Origin of the sequence: Streptomyces misionensis (assembly GCF_007896895.1) — a bacterium.
Taxonomy (GTDB): domain Bacteria; phylum Actinomycetota; class Actinomycetes; order Streptomycetales; family Streptomycetaceae; genus Streptomyces; species Streptomyces misionensis_A.
Map to the genome: position 1 here is coordinate 109118 of NZ_VOGW01000040.1, position 17737 is coordinate 126854.

Below are 17737 nucleotides of genomic sequence, written 5' to 3' on the forward strand. Positions count from 1 at the left end.
CGCTTGATGACATCAGCCGATGACAAGATTGGCCGCCTATGCCCGCCGCATCCCACGCCGCCCCCTCCTCCACACGGCGAAGCGCCCTGACACCCGTGCTGCTCTCGCTCGCGATGCTCGTGGCGGTCATCAGCAGTCTCGGCGCCCCGCTGATCCCCACGATCGCGGAGGTGGACGGCGTCTCGGTGGCCGGCGCCCAGTGGTCGCTCACCGTGACGATGCTGGTCGGGGCGGTGGCCACCCCGGCCATGGGACGCCTCGGCGACGGGCCGCACCGGCGCGGGGTGATCCTCGTCGGACTGGCCGTCGTCCTCGTCGGCAGCGTCCTCGCCGCGCTCCCGCTGGGCTTCGCCTGGCTGATCGTCGGCCGGGCGTTCCAGGGCGCCGGCATCGGGCTCACCCCGCTGGCCATGGCGACCGTGCGGGACGCCCTGCCGGCCGAGAAGGCGCGGCCCGCGATAGCCACCCTGTCGCTGACCTCCGCCGTGGGCGTGGGCCTGGGTTACCCGGTGACCGGCCTGTTCGCCACCTATCTGGGACTGCACTCCGGGTTCTGGTTCGCGGCGGTCGCCGCCGCGGCGGTCCTGGTCGCCTGCGCGCTCGTCCTGCCCCCGTCGCCGCCGCGACCGTCCCACCGCCTGGACACGCCGGGCGCGCTGCTCCTCGGACTCGGCCTCGGCGGCCTGCTGTTCGCGCTCAGCCAGGCCGAGCGCTGGGGCTGGACCTCGCCCCGGCTGCTGGGCATGGGCCTGGTCGCGATCCTGCTGCTGGTGTGGTGGGTGCGGCACGAACTGCGCACCGCGCACCCGCTGGTGGACGTCCGGCTCGTCAAGGAGCGCACGGTCCTCGCCACCGACCTCACCGCCGTGCTCTCCGGGGTCGGCCTGTACGTGATGATGTCGGTGGTCACCCGGTACGTGCAGACGCCTCCGTCGGCCGGCTACGGATTCGGCGCGTCGGTCGTCGTCACCGGCTTGACCCTGGTGCCGTTCTCGCTGGCGAGCCTGGTCTCCGGGCGCGTCGTGCGGGTCCTGGTCCGGCGGGTGCCGCTCGCCTCGCTGCTGCCGCTGGGCTGTGTGGTCTCCCTCGTGGGTACGATCGTCTTCGTGTTCGCGAGGAACAGCCTGTGGGAGATGTTCGTCCTCATGGGCGTGATCGGGCTCGGCGTCGGCTTCACCGTGTCGGTCATGCCGGCGCTGATCGTGAGCGCGGTTCCCGCGCACGAGACCGGCAGCGCCACCAGCTTCAACCAGGTCGTGAAGTACATCGGTTACTCGACGGGCAGCGCGCTCAGCGCGGTGGTGGTGACCTCGGCGGCCGGCTCGTCGTCCGTGCCGCCGAACCACGACTACGGCACGGCCGGCGTGCTGGACTGCGCGGTCTGGATCCTCACGGCCCTGGTCGCCTGGCTGCTCGTCCGCCCGCACCGGCCGGCCGGCCGCACGGTGCCCGCCGCGCGGGGCGGGCAGGCCAGGGAGGCGGCCGTCGTCGCGGCGGAGCCCGTGCAGGCGGCCGAGACGGACACCGCCGAGCCGGCGACTGCGGCCGATCGGCTCCTGCCCGGTCTCGCACGGCGCACCACCCGGCAGGACGCCTCCGGCCGTCCGGGAGCCGACCGGTGACCGCGCGGACGCCCGGGGCCGCGGGCCGGCGGCGCGATGCGGGGCGTACCCGCGAGGCGCTGCTGCGGGCGGCGACCGACCTGTTCTCCGAACGCGGCTTCGACCGGACCACCATCCGGGACATCGGCGAGCGGGCCGGTGTGGACCCCGCGCTGATCGCCCGCTACTTCGGGAGCAAGACCCGGCTCTACCTCGCCGCCCTGGAGGAGGAGCGCGGCGACGTGGTGCGTGACGTACTGGATCCCGAGCGCCTGCTCGACATCGTGGACCGCGTGGAACGCCGCGGTCTGGTGCCGCTGCTCCAGGTGGCCGTCGAGCCGCTGCGGGACGCGGCGGCCGCGGATGCCGCCAAGGCCGCGCTGCACGCCCGTCTGGTGGAGCCGCTGGTCAGGCGCTTCACCCGCGAGGGGGTGGACCGGCCCCGGCTGCGCGCCGAGCTGGTCGTGGCCGCGGTGGTCGGTGTCGTCCTCGGCCACCGCTCGGGCGCCTTCGACGAACTCGGCAAGGCCGAGGCGGCGGACGTGGCCGGCCTGCTGCTCGACACGCTGTCCGGACGGTCCGGGCCCTACGACGAGCAGGACGCCCCCAGTAGCTGAGCGGGCCCCTCGCCCTCTCGCCCCCGGACCGCGTCCACCGGTCGGGCGGGTGGGCCCGGCGCTTCGGGGCACCGGCCATCGACCGGCGATCGTGTTCGAGCGCCGTCGGCTGCTCGGCGGTCCGGCCGCCGCATTCCCACGGCGCCGGCGTCGCTCATCTGCCCCGGTCGGTCCGGTCAGGCGGCGGCGCGCGTCACGCGGCGGACGGCCGTGGCGGCGGCGAGGGCGGCTGCGCCCGCGCCGAGGGCCGTGGCGGTGGGGTGCCGCAGCAGGGCCTCCTGCCAGGAGTGGGCGTGGGCCTGGGCGTCGAAGGCGCCGTGGGCGCCGTGGTCCGCGGCGGCCGAGCGGTCGACAGGGGTGAAGAGGTTGTGCTCGCCGCTGGGCGGGACCCGGTCGCTCTGCTGGGAGTCGTAGCCGGTGCGGGCGAGATAGCGGTCGAGCAGCGCCGGGACGAACCGGTTGGCCCAGATGGTGGCCACGGTGGAAGCGCCGATGTAGTACTGCTTGCGACGCGGGTGGTCGGCGGCGTACACCACGCCCCGGGCGGCGACCTCGGGCTGATAGATCGGCGGGACCGGCATGGGGTGCCGGGGCAGGCGGGAGCGTACCCAGTCGAACTGGGGGGTGTTGACGGCGGGCATCTGGGCGACGGTCACGGACACGCCGCTGCCCCGGTGCAGGAGTTCGGTGCGCAGGGACGAGGTGAAGCCGTTGATGGCGTGCTTGGCCCCGCAGTACGCCGATTGGAGCGGGATCGAGCGTTCGCCGAGCGCGGAGCCCACCTGCACGATGGTGCCGCGGTCGCGCGGCAGCATCCGGGCGAGGGCGGCGCGGGTGCCGTTGACGAAGCCCAGGTAGGTGACCTCGGTGATGCGCCGGTACTCGTCCGGGGTGATCTGCTCGAAGGGCGCGAACACGGACGCGAAGGCGCAGTTGATCCATACGTCGATCGGCCCGAACTCCCGCTCGGCGGCCTCCGCGACGGCCTCCGCCTGGGCCGGGTCGGCCATGTCGGCGGGCTGCACGAGGGGGTGGCCGCCGAGCGCGGTCACCTCGTCGGCGGCCGCACCGAGGCCGCCTTCGCCGCGCGCGACCAGGACCACGTTCGCCCCGCGCCGGGCGTAACGGCGGGCGGTGGCGCGGCCGATCCCGGCGCTGGCCCCGGTGATGACGACGGTCGTGGGCATGGTCGACTCCTCTTTCCTTTCGATGACGTCACCGCGTGCGGGTGGCGGCGACGGCCTGCGCGGCGACCCCGGCACACCGGCGGTGGCGCCGTCCCCGGGCGAGGGTGCCGTCCGCCCCTGGGGGGCCGGTGGGCACGGTGGGGACGGCGGTGGGTGGCCGGCCGGTCGCTCATGCGGCACTTCTCAGGCGCGGCGGCGCAGCAGCCACAGGCCGAGCGCCGCGCCCGCGGGCAGGGCGGCGGTCGTCGCCCAGCGGGCCCTGCGGGACGGCTGGGGCGGGCGGTCGGCCAGGCGCTCGGGGTGTTCGCTGGGCAGATTGCCGTCGAGGGCGAAGGCCAGGGCCTCGGCGAGGTGCACGGCGCGGCGGCCGGTGCCGCCCTCCTCGATCTGGGTGCGGCAGCTGAAGCCGTCGGCGAGCACCAGGCTGTCGGGGGCGGCGCCCCGGACGGCGGGCAGGACGCCCTGTTCGGCGACGGCCATGGACACCTCGTGGTGGCCGCGTTCGAAGCCGAAGTTCCCGGCGAGCCCGCAGCAGCCCTCGTCGAGGACGTCGGCGTCGAGGTGGGCGCGCCGCATCAGTTCGCGGTCGGCGTCGGACTCGAGCACGGCGTGCTGGTGGCAGTGGGTCTGCACGGTGGCCTGCCGGGCGAGCCGGGGTGGCCGCCAGTCCTCGGGGGCGTGGTGGACGAGCTGTTCGGCGAGGGTGCGGACCTGTCCGGCGAGCCGGGCGACGTCCTGGTCGGCCGGGAGGAGTTCGGGGGCGTCGGAGCGGAGGACGGCGGTGCAGGACGGTTCGAGTCCGATCACCGGGGTGCCGGCCTCCAGCCAGGGCGCGAGCACATCGAGGGTGCGCCGCAGCACCCGCTCGGCGGCATCGAGTTGGCCGGTGGAGATCCAGGTGAGCCCGCAGCACACCGGCTCGGTGGGGACGGCGACCCGGAATCCGGCGTCCTCCAGGACGCGCACGGCCGCGCGGCCGATCGCGGGGTGGAAGTAGGTGGTGAAGGTGTCCGGCCACAGCAGTACGGTGCGCGGGTCGGCGGGGTCCGGCTGCTCGCGGTCCTGGGCCCGCCACCACTGCGTGAAGGACTCCTCGGCGAACACCGGCGCCGAGCGGGCCTGGTCCACGCCGGCCAGCAGTTTGCCCGCGCGGGCCAGGCCGGGCGCGTGCAGCGCGGAGTTGACCAGCGCGGGGGCGAGCCGGGACAGCCGGGCCCACAGCGGGAGCCGGCCCAGGGCGTAGTGGGCGGCCGGGCGCGGGCGGCCCGCGTAGTGGTGGGAGAGGAACTCGGCCTTGAGGGTGGCCATGTCGACTCCGGTGGGGCAGTCGGACTTGCAGCCCTTGCAGGCCAGGCACAGGTCGAGGGCGTCGCGTACGGCGGTGGAGCGCCAGCCGTCCTGGATCGCGGAGTCGGCGTGCCCGTTCAGCATCTCGAACAGCAGCCGGGCCCGGCCCCGGGTGGAGTGCTCCTCCTCGCGGGTGGCCCGGTACGAGGGGCACATCACGCCGCCGGAGTGGCTGCGGCAGTTGCCGATGCCGACGCAGCGCATCACCGCGCGGTTGAAGGAGTGGTCGTCCTCGGGGAAGCCGAAGTGGGTGGCCGGGGTGCCGGGCCGCCAGGTGGAGCCGAGGCGCAGTTGCCCGTCCACCGGGTGGGGCCGGACGATCTTTCCGGGGTTCATCCGGTCGTCCGGGTCGAACAGGTCCTTCAGCTCGCCGAAGGCGGTGACCAGGCGCTCGCCGAACATCCGGGTGAGCAGCTCGCCCCGGGCCTGGCCGTCGCCGTGCTCGCCGGAGAGCGAACCGCCGTAGGAGGACACGAGGTCGGCGGCCCGCTCCACGAAGCGGCTGAAGTGCGCGACGCCCTCGGCGGTCCGCAGGTTGAAGGGGATGCGGGTGTGGACACAGCCCTGTCCGAAGTGGCCGTACAGCGACGGGTGGTCGTAGTCGAACTCCTCGAACAGCGCCTTGAGGTCGCGGAGATAGTCGCCGAGTCGCTCGGGCGGTACGGCGGAGTCCTCCCAGCCCTCCCAGGTCTCCCGGTCGTCCGGCGGGCGGGCGGTGACGCCGAGGCCTGCCTCGCGGGCCCTGAGCATCTTCTGCTCGCGCTCGGGGTCGTCGGAGAAGGCGACCCGCGGGCTCTTCTCGTCGCGGTCGAGGGCACGCAGCAGGGCGTGTGCCTGTTCGTCGACGTCCTCCTGGCTGTCACCGCTGTACTGCACCATCAGCCAGCCGTCGCCCTCCGGAAGGACGTCGAGGGAGTCGAGGTAGGCGCCCTCCTCGCGCATCAGCTGGGCCATGCGCCCGTCCAGGGCCTCCAGTTGGGTGGGCGAGCAGTGTTCGAGGAGGCTGGGCACGTCGTCGGCGGCGGCGCAGATGTCGTCGTAGCCGAGGACCAGCAGCGACTGGTAGGGCGGTACGGGCACGAGGTCGAGTTCGGCCCGCAGCACGGTGACCAGGGTGCCCTCGCTGCCGACGAGCGCCTTGGCCACGTCGAAGCCGTTCTCGGGCAGCAGGGAGTCGAGGTTGTAGCCGGAGACGCGGCGCGGGATCTTCGGGTAGCCGTGGCGGATGTCGGCCAGGTACTCGGTGGCGATGCGGTCCAGACCGGCGTAGATCGCGGCGAGCCGGCCGCCGGCGGAGACGATCCGGGCCCGTTCGTCCGGCGGGGTGGGACCGACCCAGGCGCGCTGCCCGTCGTAGGTGAGGATCTCCAGGCGCCGGACGTTGTCGACGGTCTTGCCGTAGGCCTGCGCGGAGGCCCCGCAGGAGTTGTTGCCGATCATGCCGCCGAGGGCGCAGTGGCTGTGGGTGGACGGCTTCGGCCCGAACTGGAGCTTGTGGCGTGCGAGTTCCCTGTTGAGCGCGTCCAGGACGATCCCGGGCTCCACCACGCAGGTGCGCCGTTCGGGGTCCACGCTGATCAGGGCGTCGCAGTACTTGGTCCAGTCGATCACCACGGCGGTGTTGGTGCACTGCCCGGCCAGACTGGTGCCGCCGCCCCGGGACAGGACGGGGGCGCCGAAGCGGGCGCACACCGACACGGCGCGGGCGCCCGCCTCCACCGTGCGCGGGACGACGACCCCGAGAGGCACCTGCCGGTAGTTGGAGCCGTCCGTGGCGTAGGCGCCACGGCTGCCCGCGTCGAAACGGATCTCGCCGTCCACCTCGGCACGCAGTGCCGCCGCAAGGCCGGCCGTGTCCCCAGAGGTCATCCGCACTCCTCGCGTCCCACCGGATCGGTCCGAGCGCCGAGTACCCGAGAGTTGTTCAGGTAAAGCTGAACAGCCTCGGCTGGACAGTCTCTCCTGGCGGATCTAGGGTGACGGCATGGATCACATCTCCGACGCGGCCGTCCGGGCGGCGCGTGACCTGCGGGTGGTGTTCAGCCGGCTGCGGCGGCGCATCCGCGAGGTCGCCCAGGACGCTGACCTGACACCGTCGCAGGAGTCCGCGCTGAGCCTGGCCGGCAAGCACGGCGCGGCCACCGCCAGCGCGCTGGCCGCCGCCGAAGGGGTGCGCCCGCAGTCCATGGCCACCACGCTGGCCGCACTGGAACAGCACGGGCTGATCCGCCGTACCCCCGACCGCGACGACGGCCGCCGCCAGCTGGTCACCCTGACCGACACCGGCCGGGCCCGGATCGAGGGCAACAGGCAGGTGCGCGAGGAGTGGCTGGCGCGCGCCTTCCAGGAGCGTTACACCGACGAGGAGCGGCAGACGGTCCTCACCGCCCTGGAGCTGTTGCAGCGGCTGTCCCGGCACTGACGCCGGGCGGGCCGGCTCACCGGAACACCCCTCGAAGCACACCCCTCGAAAGGCCTGACCGACTCATGTCGCTCACCACGCTCGACCCCCGTACCGCCCTCGTCGTCATCGACCTCCAGCGCGGCATCGTGGGCGCCCCCACCCAGCCGCACTCCGGCGCCGACGTGCTGGCCCGCTCGGTGCGGCTCGCCGACGCGTTCCGCGCCCGCGACCTGCCCGTCGTCCTCGTCCGGGTCTCCTTCGCCGCCGACTTCTCCGACGCCGTGCCCGGCCGCACCGAGCAGCAGGGCGGCGGCGCGGCCTTCCCGGAGGGCTGGGACGTCCTGGTCGACGATCTGACCGGCCACGACGGCGACATCCGCGTCACCAAGCACAACTGGAGCGCCCTGTTCGGCACCGACCTGGACGTGCAGCTGCGCCGCCGCGGTGTCACCCAGGTCGTGCTGACCGGCATCGCCACCAGCATCGGCGTCGAGTCCACCGCGCGTGACGCCTACGCCATGGGCTACAACGTCACGCTCGCCACGGACGCGATGGCCGACCGTGACGCGCAGACGCACGCGCACAGCGTCGAGAAGATCTTCCCGAAGCTCGGCGAGACCGGCACCACCGAGGAGATCCTGGAGCTGCTCGCCAAGACCCACGGCTGAGCCGCACGCGGGCCCGGCCCCGCACCGCCTCGGACGGTGTGGGGCCGGGTCCGCGGACGCCTGTCAGTCCTCGCCGCGCACGATGGTGTCCTCGGCGTCCTCCCCCGGTCGCCAAGTGCCGCGGTCCAGGACGGCGGGCAGGCAGGTGCGCACTCCCCGGTCCCTTCGGCCGCGCGTCCGCGCCCACCCCGTCTCGTCCACCGGCACGTCCGGCTTCTGTGTCGTGCGCACGGTCACGTCGCGTCATCTTCCCTCTGCGTGCTGCGGCCGACGGGGGCCGGTCGGCCCCGCGCGGGCCTGGGTGTCCGCTGTCCGGGGGCGGGTCCCCGCGCGGGGCGGCCACAAACCCCGGCCGGCCCGGGCGACCGTCAGGTGCGACCGCCGCCACCGCCGCCGAAGGACCCGCTGGAACCGGGCGACCAGCGCGGACGCCGCTGGTCGTCGGCGCGCCGGGAACGCACGTTGGTGAGCTGGTGGGGGGTCAGCCGCTCGTTCCCGTCGGCGGCCTTCGGCACGTCCTCGGGCTCCCGCATCTCATGGCTCTCCCGCACCGGCCCCGTCGGCGGCAGCTTCGGCTGCTCCTCGGGACGCGGCGGGGCGGGTTCCCGCTGACGCACCTTGAAGCCCAGCCGGAACGCCCAGATCAGTCCGCCGACACAGGCGGCGCCGACGACCAGGATGAGGACGTATCCGAAGACCTGTGAACGGGTGGCCGCTTCGTACATGGCAGTGTCCATGGTCGCCGGGTACCCGGGCCGCGCGAGCGAATACCCGCAGGCGACGACCGATACGGGTGCGGTGCGTCAGCCGGGCGGCGGGCGGTGGGCCTGGTCGGCGGCGGCGCGTTCCACCTCGGCCTCGATGTCGGCGCGCGGCCGGCCCGTCTCCTTCGCGTACTCGCTCAGCGCGCTCTGCACGTCCCGGGCGAGGTCGCGCCAGGCGCGCAGCGCGGTCTCATAGGTGCCCGACTGGGCGCCGGTCATGCCGCGTTCGGCCGGCGGTCCGTAGGTCTCCCGCAGGTCCTCGACCGTGGCGTGGGCCGCGTCGGCCGCCCGCTGCTTCTGCACCAGTTCATCGAAGGTGTGTGCCACCCCATCGAATCTAGGCCCGGTGGCGTCGGCGCGCCTGTCCAAGCCGCAACCAAGGCCCCGTCCGCCACTCGAAAGCCTCCGAACACAACGTGACCCGTGCGTTCCGCACGGTGCTCTCGTGACAGACGTGCCTGTCTCCGTTCCGACACTCTACGGATTCGATCAGTTGCGCTCAGTATCGGTCGCATACCGGAACCATCGCTTCAGCGAATCTGCACATTGAATGCTCAACGAAGTCACCGTGGGCAACGGTTCTGCACATCCACACGCCCGCGGGAGGTCCGGAACACACGACATGCCCGACGGACCGCGCCAGAGCAAGTCCGCGTCCGCGCCGATGCCGTGCGGCATGTGAAAAAGTCGCCGACAAGCCGTGTCCACGCCTGCACGGATGTCCCCCGTCTTGGATCAAGTTCCCAGGTGAGAGCCCTGGTTGATTGGAAGCGCGCGCCGCGTGCGTGCTTTGATCCATCGCACCGCGGGGGGCCGACGGGCCCCGGCGACGGTGCCCGCCGCCCGCGGCCGCGGCAGTCCCTCTGCATCCAGCAGAGCGCCGCTTCCCCCCTTGTGAATATCCATATGAAGGGAAGTTCCATCATGAACTCCACCCCCCAGGTCCAGACCGCTGAGATCGCCGACGCCGAGCTGGACGCCGTCTCCGGCGGTCTCCAGGTGAACGCGCTCAACACCGTGACCGGTGCCGTCAACGGCATCGCCCCGGTTTCCGAGCTGGCCGGCACGGCCATCGGCACCGTCGAGGGTGTCACCGGCCTGAACGTGGCCCCGGTCACCAACCTGGTCGCCGGTCTCTGACCGCACCTCGCACCACCCGGTGGTCCCGGAGCCGTCCCCCGGCTCCGGGGCTCTCGGATGTCCCGGCACACCCGCGTCCGTCCCCCAGGTGAGGGAAGTTCCGTGCAGTTCCGCCAACAGGCCCTCGCCAAGCTCCAGTCGCCCCAGGAGCTGGACCTCCCGGTGCGGCTCGCCCGCCCGCAGGGCTGGCTCGCGCTCGGGGTCACCGTCGTCGTCATGGCCGCGGCCTCCGTGTGGGCGGTGACCGGTTCGGTCGCCTCCACGGTGAGCGCGCCGGCCATCCTCACCCACGGGCAGGGCAGTTATGTGCTGCAGAGCCCCGTGGCGGGTCAGGTGACGGCCGTGCTGGCCCGGCAGGGCGAACGGCTGCCCGCGGCCGCGCCGGTCCTCAAGGTCCGTACCGCTCAAGGGGATTCGGTGGTCCGCACGGTCGCCGCGGGCCGTGTCACCACGCTCGCCGCCACCATCGGGCAGATCGTGCAGACCGGCACCGACGTGGCCGCCGTCGAGAAGGTCGCCCACACGGACGACCCGCTGTACGCCACCGTGTACGTACCCGCCCAGAACGCCGCCGCCATCCCCGCGCACGCCACCGTGGACCTCACCCTCTCCTCGGTGCCCGCCCAGCGCTACGGCGTGCTGCGCGGCCAGGTCCGCTCGGTGGACCGGGCCGCGCAGTCCGACCGCTCGATCGCCGCCTTCCTCGGCGACGACCAGCTCGGCCGGCAGTTCACCCGGAACGGCCCCCCGGTCGCCGTCACCGTACGGCTGGAGAAGGCCCCCACCAGGAGCGGCTACCGGTGGTCCACCAGCGACGGGCCCCCGTTCCGGCCGGACTCCATGACCCTCGCCTCCGCCTCGATCAGGCTGGCCGACCAGCACCCCGTCGATTGGCTGCTCCCGTGACGTCCACCCCGCCGCAGACCCGTGGCCGCAGACGCGCGGCCCCCGCCCGGCGTCCGGCCCCGCGGCCCCGTATCGGTGGCGTCCGCACCCCGACGGTCCTGCAGATGGAGGCCGTCGAGTGCGGTGCCGCCTCCCTCGCGATGGTCCTCGGCCACTACGGACGGCACGTCCCGCTGGAGGAGCTGCGCATCGCCTGCGGCGTCTCCCGGGACGGCTCGCGCGCCAGCAACCTGCTGAAAGCGGCCCGCAGTTACGGTCTGACCGCCAAGGGCATGCAGATGGACCTGGCCGCCCTCGCCGAGGTGCGCGCCCCGGCCATCCTGTTCTGGGAGTTCAACCACTACGTCGTCTACGACGGCATGGGCCGCCGCTTCGGCCGGCGCGGCATCCACATCAACGACCCCGCCAAGGGCCGCCGTTTCGTGCCCCTGGAGGAGTTCGACGGCAGCTTCACCGGCGTCGTCCTGGTGCTGGAGCCCGGCGAGGACTTCACCCGCGGCGGACGCCGGCCGGGCGTGCTCGGCGCCATGCCCGCCCGGCTGCGCGGCACCGCCGGCACCCTGCCCGCCGCGGTGCTGGCCAGCCTGCTCCTCGTCGCGGTCGGCGCGGCCGTACCGGCGCTCAGCCGCACGTACATCGACATGTTCCTGATAGGCGGCCAGACCTCGCTGCTCGGCGTGCTGTTCACCGCCATGGCCGCGTGCGTGCTGCTCACGCTGGTGCTGACCTGGCTCCAGCAGGCCAATCTGCTGCACGGCCGGATCATCTCCTCGACGCTGACCAGCGCCCGCTTCCTGCGTCATCTGCTGCGGCTGCCGGTGACGTTCTTCGCCCAGCGCTCCCCCGCCGACCTGGTGCAGCGGCTCCAGTCCAACGACCAGGTGGCGGAGACCCTGGCCCGCGATCTGGCGGCGGCGGGCGTGGACGCGATCGTGGTGGTGCTGTACGCGGTGCTGCTCTACACCTACGACCCCCAGCTGACGTTCCTCGGCATCGGTGTCGCGCTGCTGAACGTCGTCGCCATGCGGCTGGTCGTGCGGCTGCGCGCGACCCGCACGGCCAAGCTGCGCGCCGACACCGCGCGGCTGACCAACACCGCCTACACCGGGCTCCAGTTGATCGAGACGATGAAGGCGACCGGTGGTGAGGACGGCTACTTCCGCAAGTGGGCGGGGCAGCACGCCACCACGCTGGAGGAGCAGCAGCGGCTCGGGGTGCCGAGCGCCTGGCTCGGGGTGGTCGCGCCCACCCTGGCCACGTTCAACAGCGCGCTGATCCTGTGGATCGGCGGTCTGCGCGCGGTCGAGGGCCACATCTCGGTGGGCCTGCTGGTGGCCTTCCAGGCGCTGGTCACCCGCTTCACCGCGCCGCTGACCCGGCTCAACTCGGTGGCGGGCCGCATCCAGGACTTCGCGGCCGACGTGGCCCGGCTCAAGGACGTGGAGAACTTCCAGGCCGACCCGCTCTACGACCGCCCCGGCACGGGCGAGTCCACGCGCCGGCTGCACGGCCATGTCGAGCTGGAGAACGTCACCTTCGGCTACAGCCCGCTGGACAAGCCGCTGCTGACCGGCTTCGACCTGACCGTGGGTCCGGGTCAGCAAGTGGCCCTGGTCGGCGGCTCGGGCAGCGGCAAGTCCACGGTGTCCCGGCTGATCTCGGGCCTGTACGCCCCCTGGGACGGGGTGATCCGCATCGACGGCCGGCGCCTGGAGGACATCCCGCGCGGCGCGCTCGCCGCCTCCGTCTCCTTCGTGGACCAGGAGGTGTTCCTCTTCGAGGGCTCGGTCCGCGACAACGTGGCCCTGTGGGACCCGTCCATCCCCGACGAGGCGGTGGTCGAGGCGCTGAAGGACGCGGCGCTGTACGAGGTGGTGGCGCGCCGCCCGGGCGGCATCCACGGCAAGGTCGAGCAGGACGGCCGCAACTTCTCCGGCGGGCAGCGCCAACGCCTGGAGATCGCACGCGCTTTGGTGCGCCGGCCGAGCATCCTCGTCCTCGACGAGGTGACCAGCGCGCTGGACGCGGAGACCGAGCTGGTGGTGATGGACAACCTGCGCCGGCGCGGCTGCGCCTGCGTGGTGATCGCGCACCGGCTGAGCACGGTCCGCGACAGCGACGAGATCGTGGTGCTCCAGCACGGCACGGTGGTCGAGCGCGGACGGCACGAGGAGCTGGTGGCGCGCGGCGGCGCGTACGCGGCGCTGGTCAGGGAGCGGTGAGATGACGACGGTTCAGGAGGGGCACGACGGCGATCTGGTGCTCGGCGCGCTGGGCGCGCTCGGCACCCGGGTGGACTGCGCCGGGCTCACCCGCCTCGATCTGGAGGGCCCGCAGGTGCTGTGGCTGGTGGCGGCCGGCGCCCTGGACCTGTTCGCGGTGGACGCCGCCGAGCAGGGCCACTGGCACCATCTGGGCCGCCTGGAGGCCGGCGCCCTGCTGCTCGGCCCGGTCGCGGGGTCCCGGCACACCCTGGTGGCCCGCCCGGTGCGCGACTGCGTGGTGCACCGCGTGGGCCTGCGCGAGCTGTACCAGCCGGCGGGCACCCAGACCTGGTCGTACGACGAGTACGGCGCGCCCCAGTACGTGCCGCCCGCCTCCAGCCCGCTGGAGTACGCCCTCGCGCTCGGCGTCGGGCGCGGTCTGTCCGTCCTCTTCCAGGCGCCGCTCGCCGAGGACCGCTCCCAGGCCCCCGCGGACGACGACGTGTTCTGGATGCAGGTGCCGCCCGGCAGCGTCCAGTACGGCTCCCTCTACGGCGCGGAGGCCGCCGCCGATCTGCTGATGGACCCGGCGCTGTGGCAGTCGCTGGTCGACCAGCAGTACCGGCTGCTGACCGCGCTGGACCGGTGGATCGAACAGCTGGAGCGCAGCCACGAGACCCGCACGGCCGCCGGGATCAGGGCCGGTGAGGCGGCCGGCGCCCAGGCCGACCGGACCCTGCTGGCCTCCATCGGCCGGCGCTCGGGCCGCCGTACCACGGCCGCCGACGCCGACGCCACGTACGCGGCCTGCGCGCTGGTCGCCGAGGCGGCCGGAATCCGGCTGGCCGACCCGGCGCGGGGCGGCGCCGAGAGCGAACGCCTCGATCCGGTGGAGCGGGTGGCGCTGGCCTCCGGGGTGCGCACCCGGGCCGTACGGCTCCAGGGCCGCTGGTGGCGGGAGAACGTGGGCCCGCTGGTGGGGCAGCGGGCGCTGTCCGGGGCGCCGGTCGCCCTGCTGTGGCGGCGCGGCGGGTACGCGGCCGTCCATCCCGGCACCGGCCGGGAGACCCCCGTCGGGAAGGCGAACGCGCAGGAGTTCGAGCCCCGCGCGGTGATGTTCTACCGGCCGCTGCCGGACAAGCCGTTGTCGCCCCTCGGCCTGCTCCGGTTCACCCTGCGCGGCGCCCGCGGCGATCTGCTGGCCCTGCTGCTCGCCGGGCTGGTGACGGTGGCGATCGGCGCGCTGGTGCCCGTCGCGACCGGCAAGGTGCTCGGCGAGTACGTGCCGAGGGCGCAGGAGGGCCTGATCGTCCAGGTGTGCCTGGCGGTGATGGTCAGCGGGGTGGTGTCGGCGGCGTTCACGCTGCTGGAGAACCTGTCCATCCTGCGGCTGGAGGGCCGGATCGAGGCGGCGTTGCAGCCGGCCGTCTGGGACCGGCTGCTGCGGCTGCCGACCCGGTTCTTCACCCGGCGCTCGACGGGCGAACTGGCCAGTGCCGCCATGGGGATCAGCGCGATGCGCCGGATGCTGGCGGGCGTCGGCCCGGTGGTCGCGCAGTCGGTGACGGTCGGGGTGATGAACCTCGGGCTGCTGCTGTGGTACAGCGTGCCGATGGCGCTCGCGGCGATCGGCATGCTGGTCGTGATCGCGGCCGTGTTCCTGGGGCTCGGGCTGTGGCAGGTGCGCTGGCAGCGGCGGCTGGTGGTGCTCGGCAACCGGCTGAACAACCAGGCGTTCCAGACCCTGCGCGGACTGCCCAAGCTGCGGGTGGCGGCCGCCGAGAACTACGCGTACGCCGCCTGGGCGCGGGAGTTCGCGCGCGGCCGGGAGCTCCAGCAGAAGGCGGGGCGGATCAAGAACCTCACCACGGTGCTCGGCGCGGTCTACCTGCCGGTGTGCTCGCTGCTGATGTTCATGCTGCTGGCGGGGCCGGCGAAGGGCACGCTGTCGGCGGCCGACTTCCTCACCTTCAACACGTCGGTGACGATGGTGCTGACCTCGGTCACCCAGCTGACCGGCTCGCTGGTGTCGGCGGTGGCGGCGCTGCCGCTGTTCGAGGAGATCCGGCCGGTGCTGGACGCCGCGCCGGAGGTCCCGGCGGCGAGCACCCGGCCGGGCCCGCTCTCGGGCGCGCTGGAGGCCCGCCGGCTGTCGTTCCGCTACACCGACGACGGCCCGCTCGTCCTGGACGACGTCTCCTTCACGGTGCGGCCGGGCGAGTTCGTCGCGGTCGTCGGCCCGAGCGGCTGCGGCAAGTCCACCCTGCTGCGGCTGCTGATCGGCTTCGACCGGCCGGTCTCCGGCAGCGTCCTGTACGACGGCCAGGACCTCGCGGCGCTGGACCAGTCGGCGGTGCGCCGCCAGTGCGGGGTGGTGCTCCAGCACGCCCAGCCGTTCACCGGCTCCCTCCTGGACGTCATCTGCGGCACCGAGCCGTACACCCCGGAGGAGGCGATGGCGGCGGCCGAGATGGCGGGGCTCGCGGAGGACATCAAGCGGATGCCGATGGGCCTGCACACGATCGTCTCCGGCAGCGGCTCGGTCTCCGGCGGCCAGCGCCAGCGCCTGATGATCGCCCAGGCCCTGATCCGCCGTCCCCGCATCCTCTTCTTCGACGAGGCGACCAGCGCCCTCGACAACGACACCCAGCGCATCGTCATCGACAGCACCCGCAAGCTGAACGCCACCCGCGTCGTCATCGCCCACCGCCTGTCCACGGTGCTGGACGCGGACCGGGTGCTGGTGATGGAGGCCGGCAAGGTGGTCCAGCAGGGCAGTCCGGCGGAGTTGCTGGCGGACACGACGGGGCGCCTGCACGAACTGGTGCGGCGGCAACTGGCGTAGGAACGCGTCCGAGCGCCGGCCCGGGACAGCACAGCTAGGGCCGTTCCTCTTCGCCCTCGTGGTGGTGCACCGGCATCCAGTGGTGTTCGCAGAACCAGCGGCCGAAGAGGGCGCCGCCGTAGATGACGAAGCCGACGCCGATCAGCCAGGACTCGATGACGAGGACGGTGCCGACCGCGCCGTAGCTCAGGGCGTTGTCGACGATGAGGGGGGTGAAGACGAGGTAGGAGAAGGCCCGCAGGCCCGCGAGGCCGATGACGGTGGCCAGCGCGCCCGGCAGCAGCTGCCGCAACCGGACCTGGCCGCCCAGCAGGAACCACTGCCCCCACCAGAAGAACAGCACGCCGCTCACCCCGGACAGCAGGATCCGCTGCCCCCCGTGCAGCGCCGACTTGGTCGCCACCTCCTGGTAGAGGTAGGCCGTCAGCACGATCAGCCATGTGGCCTGCCGCCAGACCCGGTGCCAGGGGCCGGCGGCGAGCCCCCAGATGCGTTCGTAGGCGTTCTGCACACTGCCGCCGAAGGACACGCCGAAGACGGCGAGCAGGACCGCGCTCCACGCGCTGGTGGTGCCGATGACGTTGTGCGGCGGGCTGATGACGTCGGTGACCACCCGCGCCGACGGCCCGGACAGGCCCATGCCGTCGGTCAGCCAGGAGGCGAACCCGCCGCGCACCAGCGGGTCGGCGGCGGCGACCACGATCAGCAGCGGGGCCAGCGTCACCAGCGCCAGCGTGGCGAAGCCCATGGCCCGGTGCATCAGTTCCAGCTCCCGGCCGTGCTGGAACAGGGCCTGGACGCGAAGCCACCGCCAAGCGCGGTGCAGGCCGCGCCGCCACCGCCTCACGGCACCTCCCGTGCTCGCCACCGCACGCGCGCGACCGCCGGTGTCCCGTGGGACGGGTCCGGCGGGCACGCGCACCTCCGCGCTTCACTCTGGCACGCTCCGGGCGCGGCGCCACCGAGGAGACGGCCACCCGGGTCGGCCGGCCCGGGTCTGCCCCGCGCTTTTGGGGAATCTCACCCCGGTCCCGGACCCGACACGGCCCGGTTGGGCGGTTTGCCCGGCGCCGGCCCGGAGAATCGGACCCCGTGTGTGCTTCTGCCGAGGTGCCCCGCGGGGAACGGCCCACGCCCGCCGGCCGGCGCCGGACGCTGATCCTCAGCGCGAGCATGGGGGCCGGTCATGACACGGTCGCCGCCGAGTTGGCCCGGCGTGCCGGGCGCTACGGCCACGAGCCGTACGTCGTCGACGTCCTGACCCTGCTGCCGGCGGGCCTCGGGACCGGTCTGCGCTCCTGGTACCAGGCCGTCGTCCGGCACGCGCCCTGGGTGTACGCCGGGGTCTACGGCGCGTTCCTGCGCGGCGCTCCCGGGAGCCGCCCCAGCGGGGTGCCGCTGGCCCGGCTCGCCGGGGACCGGCTGCTCGGGCTCGTGGACCGGCTGGGCGCCGACGCGGTGGTGTCCGTCTTCCATCTCGCCGCTCAGCTGACCGGCCACCTCCGGGCCCGGGGGCGGCTGCGGGTGCCCAGCGCGGTCTATCTGGTCGACTTCGCCGTGCACCGGCAGTGGCTGCACCCGGGCAACGACCGGTATCTGTGTCTGACGGACGCGGCGGCCGGCGAGGTGCGGCGGAGCCTGGGCACGGCGGCCGTGGCGACCGGTCCGGTCGTCGCGCCGGAGTTCCTGGCACCGGCACCGGGCGGTGACCGCTGGCGGGAGCGGTTCGCCCGGCACTCGCCCGGCCGGCCGCCGGTGCTGCTGTCCGCGGGCGCCTGGGGCGCGGCGTCCCGGCCGGACGGCACCGCCGCGCTGCTCGCCGGGGCCGGATATCTGCCGGTGGTGCTGTGCGGCCGTAACCGCCGGCTGCTCGACGGCGTCCGCCGGGTGCCCGGGGTGCTGGCCCTGGACTGGGTCGAGGACATGCCGGGCCTGCTGTCGGCGGCCCACGCCCTGCTGGACAACGCGGCCGGCCAGACCGCCGTGCAGGCACTCGCCGCCGGTCTCCCCGTGATCGGTTACCGCCCGCTGCCCGGCCACGGCCTGGAGGGGGT

At 73.7% G+C, this 17737-nt stretch carries 15 protein-coding genes; 9 read left to right on the forward strand and 6 right to left on the reverse strand.

Annotated features, from left to right (window positions below):
* Positions 1–38: 38 nt before the first annotated feature.
* Positions 39–1622 carry an MFS transporter gene (locus tag FRZ03_RS06970; protein WP_146464258.1) on the forward strand — a complete coding sequence of 528 codons (1584 nt, stop codon included), beginning with the start codon at positions 39–41 and terminating at the stop codon, positions 1620–1622.
* The gene (locus FRZ03_RS06975; RefSeq protein ID WP_146464259.1) at positions 1619–2218 is read left to right on the forward strand and encodes a TetR/AcrR family transcriptional regulator; all 600 of its coding nucleotides are present in this window, start codon (positions 1619–1621) and stop codon (positions 2216–2218) included. Before FRZ03_RS06970 ends, FRZ03_RS06975 begins: the two co-directional genes overlap by 4 nt.
* A gap of 176 nt (positions 2219–2394) precedes the next feature.
* Here FRZ03_RS06975 and FRZ03_RS06980 read toward each other — a convergent pair whose 3' ends face one another.
* Complete coding sequence (locus tag FRZ03_RS06980) at positions 2395–3405, reverse strand: SDR family oxidoreductase (protein WP_146464260.1); 1011 nt, start codon at positions 3403–3405, stop codon at positions 2395–2397.
* Between the two features lie 183 nt (positions 3406–3588).
* A complete protein-coding gene (locus FRZ03_RS06985) occupies positions 3589–6621 on the reverse strand; it encodes an FAD-binding and (Fe-S)-binding domain-containing protein (RefSeq protein ID WP_146464261.1) in 3033 nt (1010 codons plus the stop codon).
* A gap of 115 nt (positions 6622–6736) precedes the next feature.
* Here FRZ03_RS06985 and FRZ03_RS06990 point away from each other — a divergent pair, with 115 nt between their 5' ends.
* Together FRZ03_RS06990 and FRZ03_RS06995 are read left to right on the forward strand one after the other, a co-directional pair.
* The gene (locus FRZ03_RS06990; protein ID WP_146464262.1) at positions 6737–7174 is read left to right on the forward strand and encodes a MarR family winged helix-turn-helix transcriptional regulator; all 438 of its coding nucleotides are present in this window, start codon (positions 6737–6739) and stop codon (positions 7172–7174) included.
* A gap of 65 nt (positions 7175–7239) precedes the next feature.
* Entirely contained in the window at positions 7240–7824 is a 585-nt protein-coding gene (locus tag FRZ03_RS06995) for a hydrolase (protein WP_146464263.1), read from the forward strand.
* Between the two features lie 63 nt (positions 7825–7887).
* Here the strand turns inward: FRZ03_RS06995 and FRZ03_RS38870 are convergent, their stop codons facing one another.
* The 3 genes from FRZ03_RS38870 to FRZ03_RS07005 all read right to left on the reverse strand — a co-directional run bounded on the left by FRZ03_RS38870 (position 7888) and on the right by FRZ03_RS07005 (position 8915).
* Complete coding sequence (locus tag FRZ03_RS38870; protein WP_186785288.1) at positions 7888–8061, reverse strand: hypothetical protein; 174 nt, start codon at positions 8059–8061, stop codon at positions 7888–7890.
* A gap of 131 nt (positions 8062–8192) precedes the next feature.
* On the reverse strand, positions 8193–8561 hold the full coding sequence (locus FRZ03_RS07000; RefSeq protein ID WP_261398647.1) for a DUF6479 family protein: 369 nt from the start codon (positions 8559–8561) through the stop codon (positions 8193–8195).
* A gap of 66 nt (positions 8562–8627) precedes the next feature.
* Positions 8628–8915 carry a hypothetical protein gene (locus tag FRZ03_RS07005; RefSeq protein WP_146464264.1) on the reverse strand — a complete coding sequence of 96 codons (288 nt, stop codon included), beginning with the start codon at positions 8913–8915 and terminating at the stop codon, positions 8628–8630.
* A 597-nt stretch (positions 8916–9512) separates the two neighbouring features.
* Between FRZ03_RS07005 and FRZ03_RS07010 the strand changes: the two genes are divergently transcribed.
* From FRZ03_RS07010 to FRZ03_RS07025, 4 genes are all read left to right on the forward strand, one after another.
* Positions 9513–9728, forward strand: a complete 216-nt coding sequence (locus FRZ03_RS07010; RefSeq protein WP_070023312.1) for a hypothetical protein — start codon at positions 9513–9515, stop codon at positions 9726–9728.
* Positions 9729–9830: 102 nt separating this feature from the next.
* Positions 9831–10634 carry an HlyD family efflux transporter periplasmic adaptor subunit gene (locus FRZ03_RS07015; protein ID WP_146464265.1) on the forward strand — a complete coding sequence of 268 codons (804 nt, stop codon included), beginning with the start codon at positions 9831–9833 and terminating at the stop codon, positions 10632–10634.
* Positions 10631–12856: an NHLP family bacteriocin export ABC transporter peptidase/permease/ATPase subunit gene (locus FRZ03_RS07020; protein WP_146464266.1), complete on the forward strand. Its 2226-nt coding sequence runs from the start codon at positions 10631–10633 to the stop codon at positions 12854–12856. The genes FRZ03_RS07015 and FRZ03_RS07020 overlap by 4 nt, the downstream gene beginning before the upstream one ends.
* Before the next feature lies 1 nt (position 12857).
* Positions 12858–15683: an NHLP bacteriocin export ABC transporter permease/ATPase subunit gene (locus FRZ03_RS07025; protein ID WP_146464267.1), complete on the forward strand. Its 2826-nt coding sequence runs from the start codon at positions 12858–12860 to the stop codon at positions 15681–15683.
* 34 nt (positions 15684–15717) lie between these two features.
* On the opposite strand, the gene FRZ03_RS07030 is transcribed toward FRZ03_RS07025, so the two are convergent.
* Entirely contained in the window at positions 15718–16530 is an 813-nt protein-coding gene (locus FRZ03_RS07030; RefSeq protein WP_146464268.1) for a ribonuclease BN, read from the reverse strand.
* Between the two features lie 326 nt (positions 16531–16856).
* Here FRZ03_RS07030 and FRZ03_RS07035 point away from each other — a divergent pair.
* On the forward strand, positions 16857–17737 hold an 881-nt coding region (locus FRZ03_RS07035), incomplete at its 3' end, for an MGDG synthase family glycosyltransferase (RefSeq protein ID WP_146464283.1).

What these genes read in the sequence shown, in the direction of transcription:
- FRZ03_RS06970 (WP_146464258.1), top strand. Translation starts at nt 39, where the DNA reads ATGCCCGCCGCATCCCACGCCGCCCCCTCCTCCACACGGCGAAGCGCC.
- FRZ03_RS06980 (WP_146464260.1), bottom strand. Translation starts at nt 3,405, where the DNA reads ATGCCCACGACCGTCGTCATCACCGGGGCCAGCGCCGGGATCGGCCGC.
- FRZ03_RS06985 (WP_146464261.1), bottom strand. Translation starts at nt 6,621, where the DNA reads ATGACCTCTGGGGACACGGCCGGCCTTGCGGCGGCACTGCGTGCCGAG.
- FRZ03_RS06990 (WP_146464262.1), top strand. Translation starts at nt 6,737, where the DNA reads ATGGATCACATCTCCGACGCGGCCGTCCGGGCGGCGCGTGACCTGCGG.
- FRZ03_RS06995 (WP_146464263.1), top strand. Translation starts at nt 7,240, where the DNA reads ATGTCGCTCACCACGCTCGACCCCCGTACCGCCCTCGTCGTCATCGAC.
- FRZ03_RS07000 (WP_261398647.1), bottom strand. Translation starts at nt 8,561, where the DNA reads ATGGACACTGCCATGTACGAAGCGGCCACCCGTTCACAGGTCTTCGGA.
- FRZ03_RS07010 (WP_070023312.1), top strand. Translation starts at nt 9,513, where the DNA reads ATGAACTCCACCCCCCAGGTCCAGACCGCTGAGATCGCCGACGCCGAG.
- FRZ03_RS07025 (WP_146464267.1), top strand. Translation starts at nt 12,858, where the DNA reads ATGACGACGGTTCAGGAGGGGCACGACGGCGATCTGGTGCTCGGCGCG.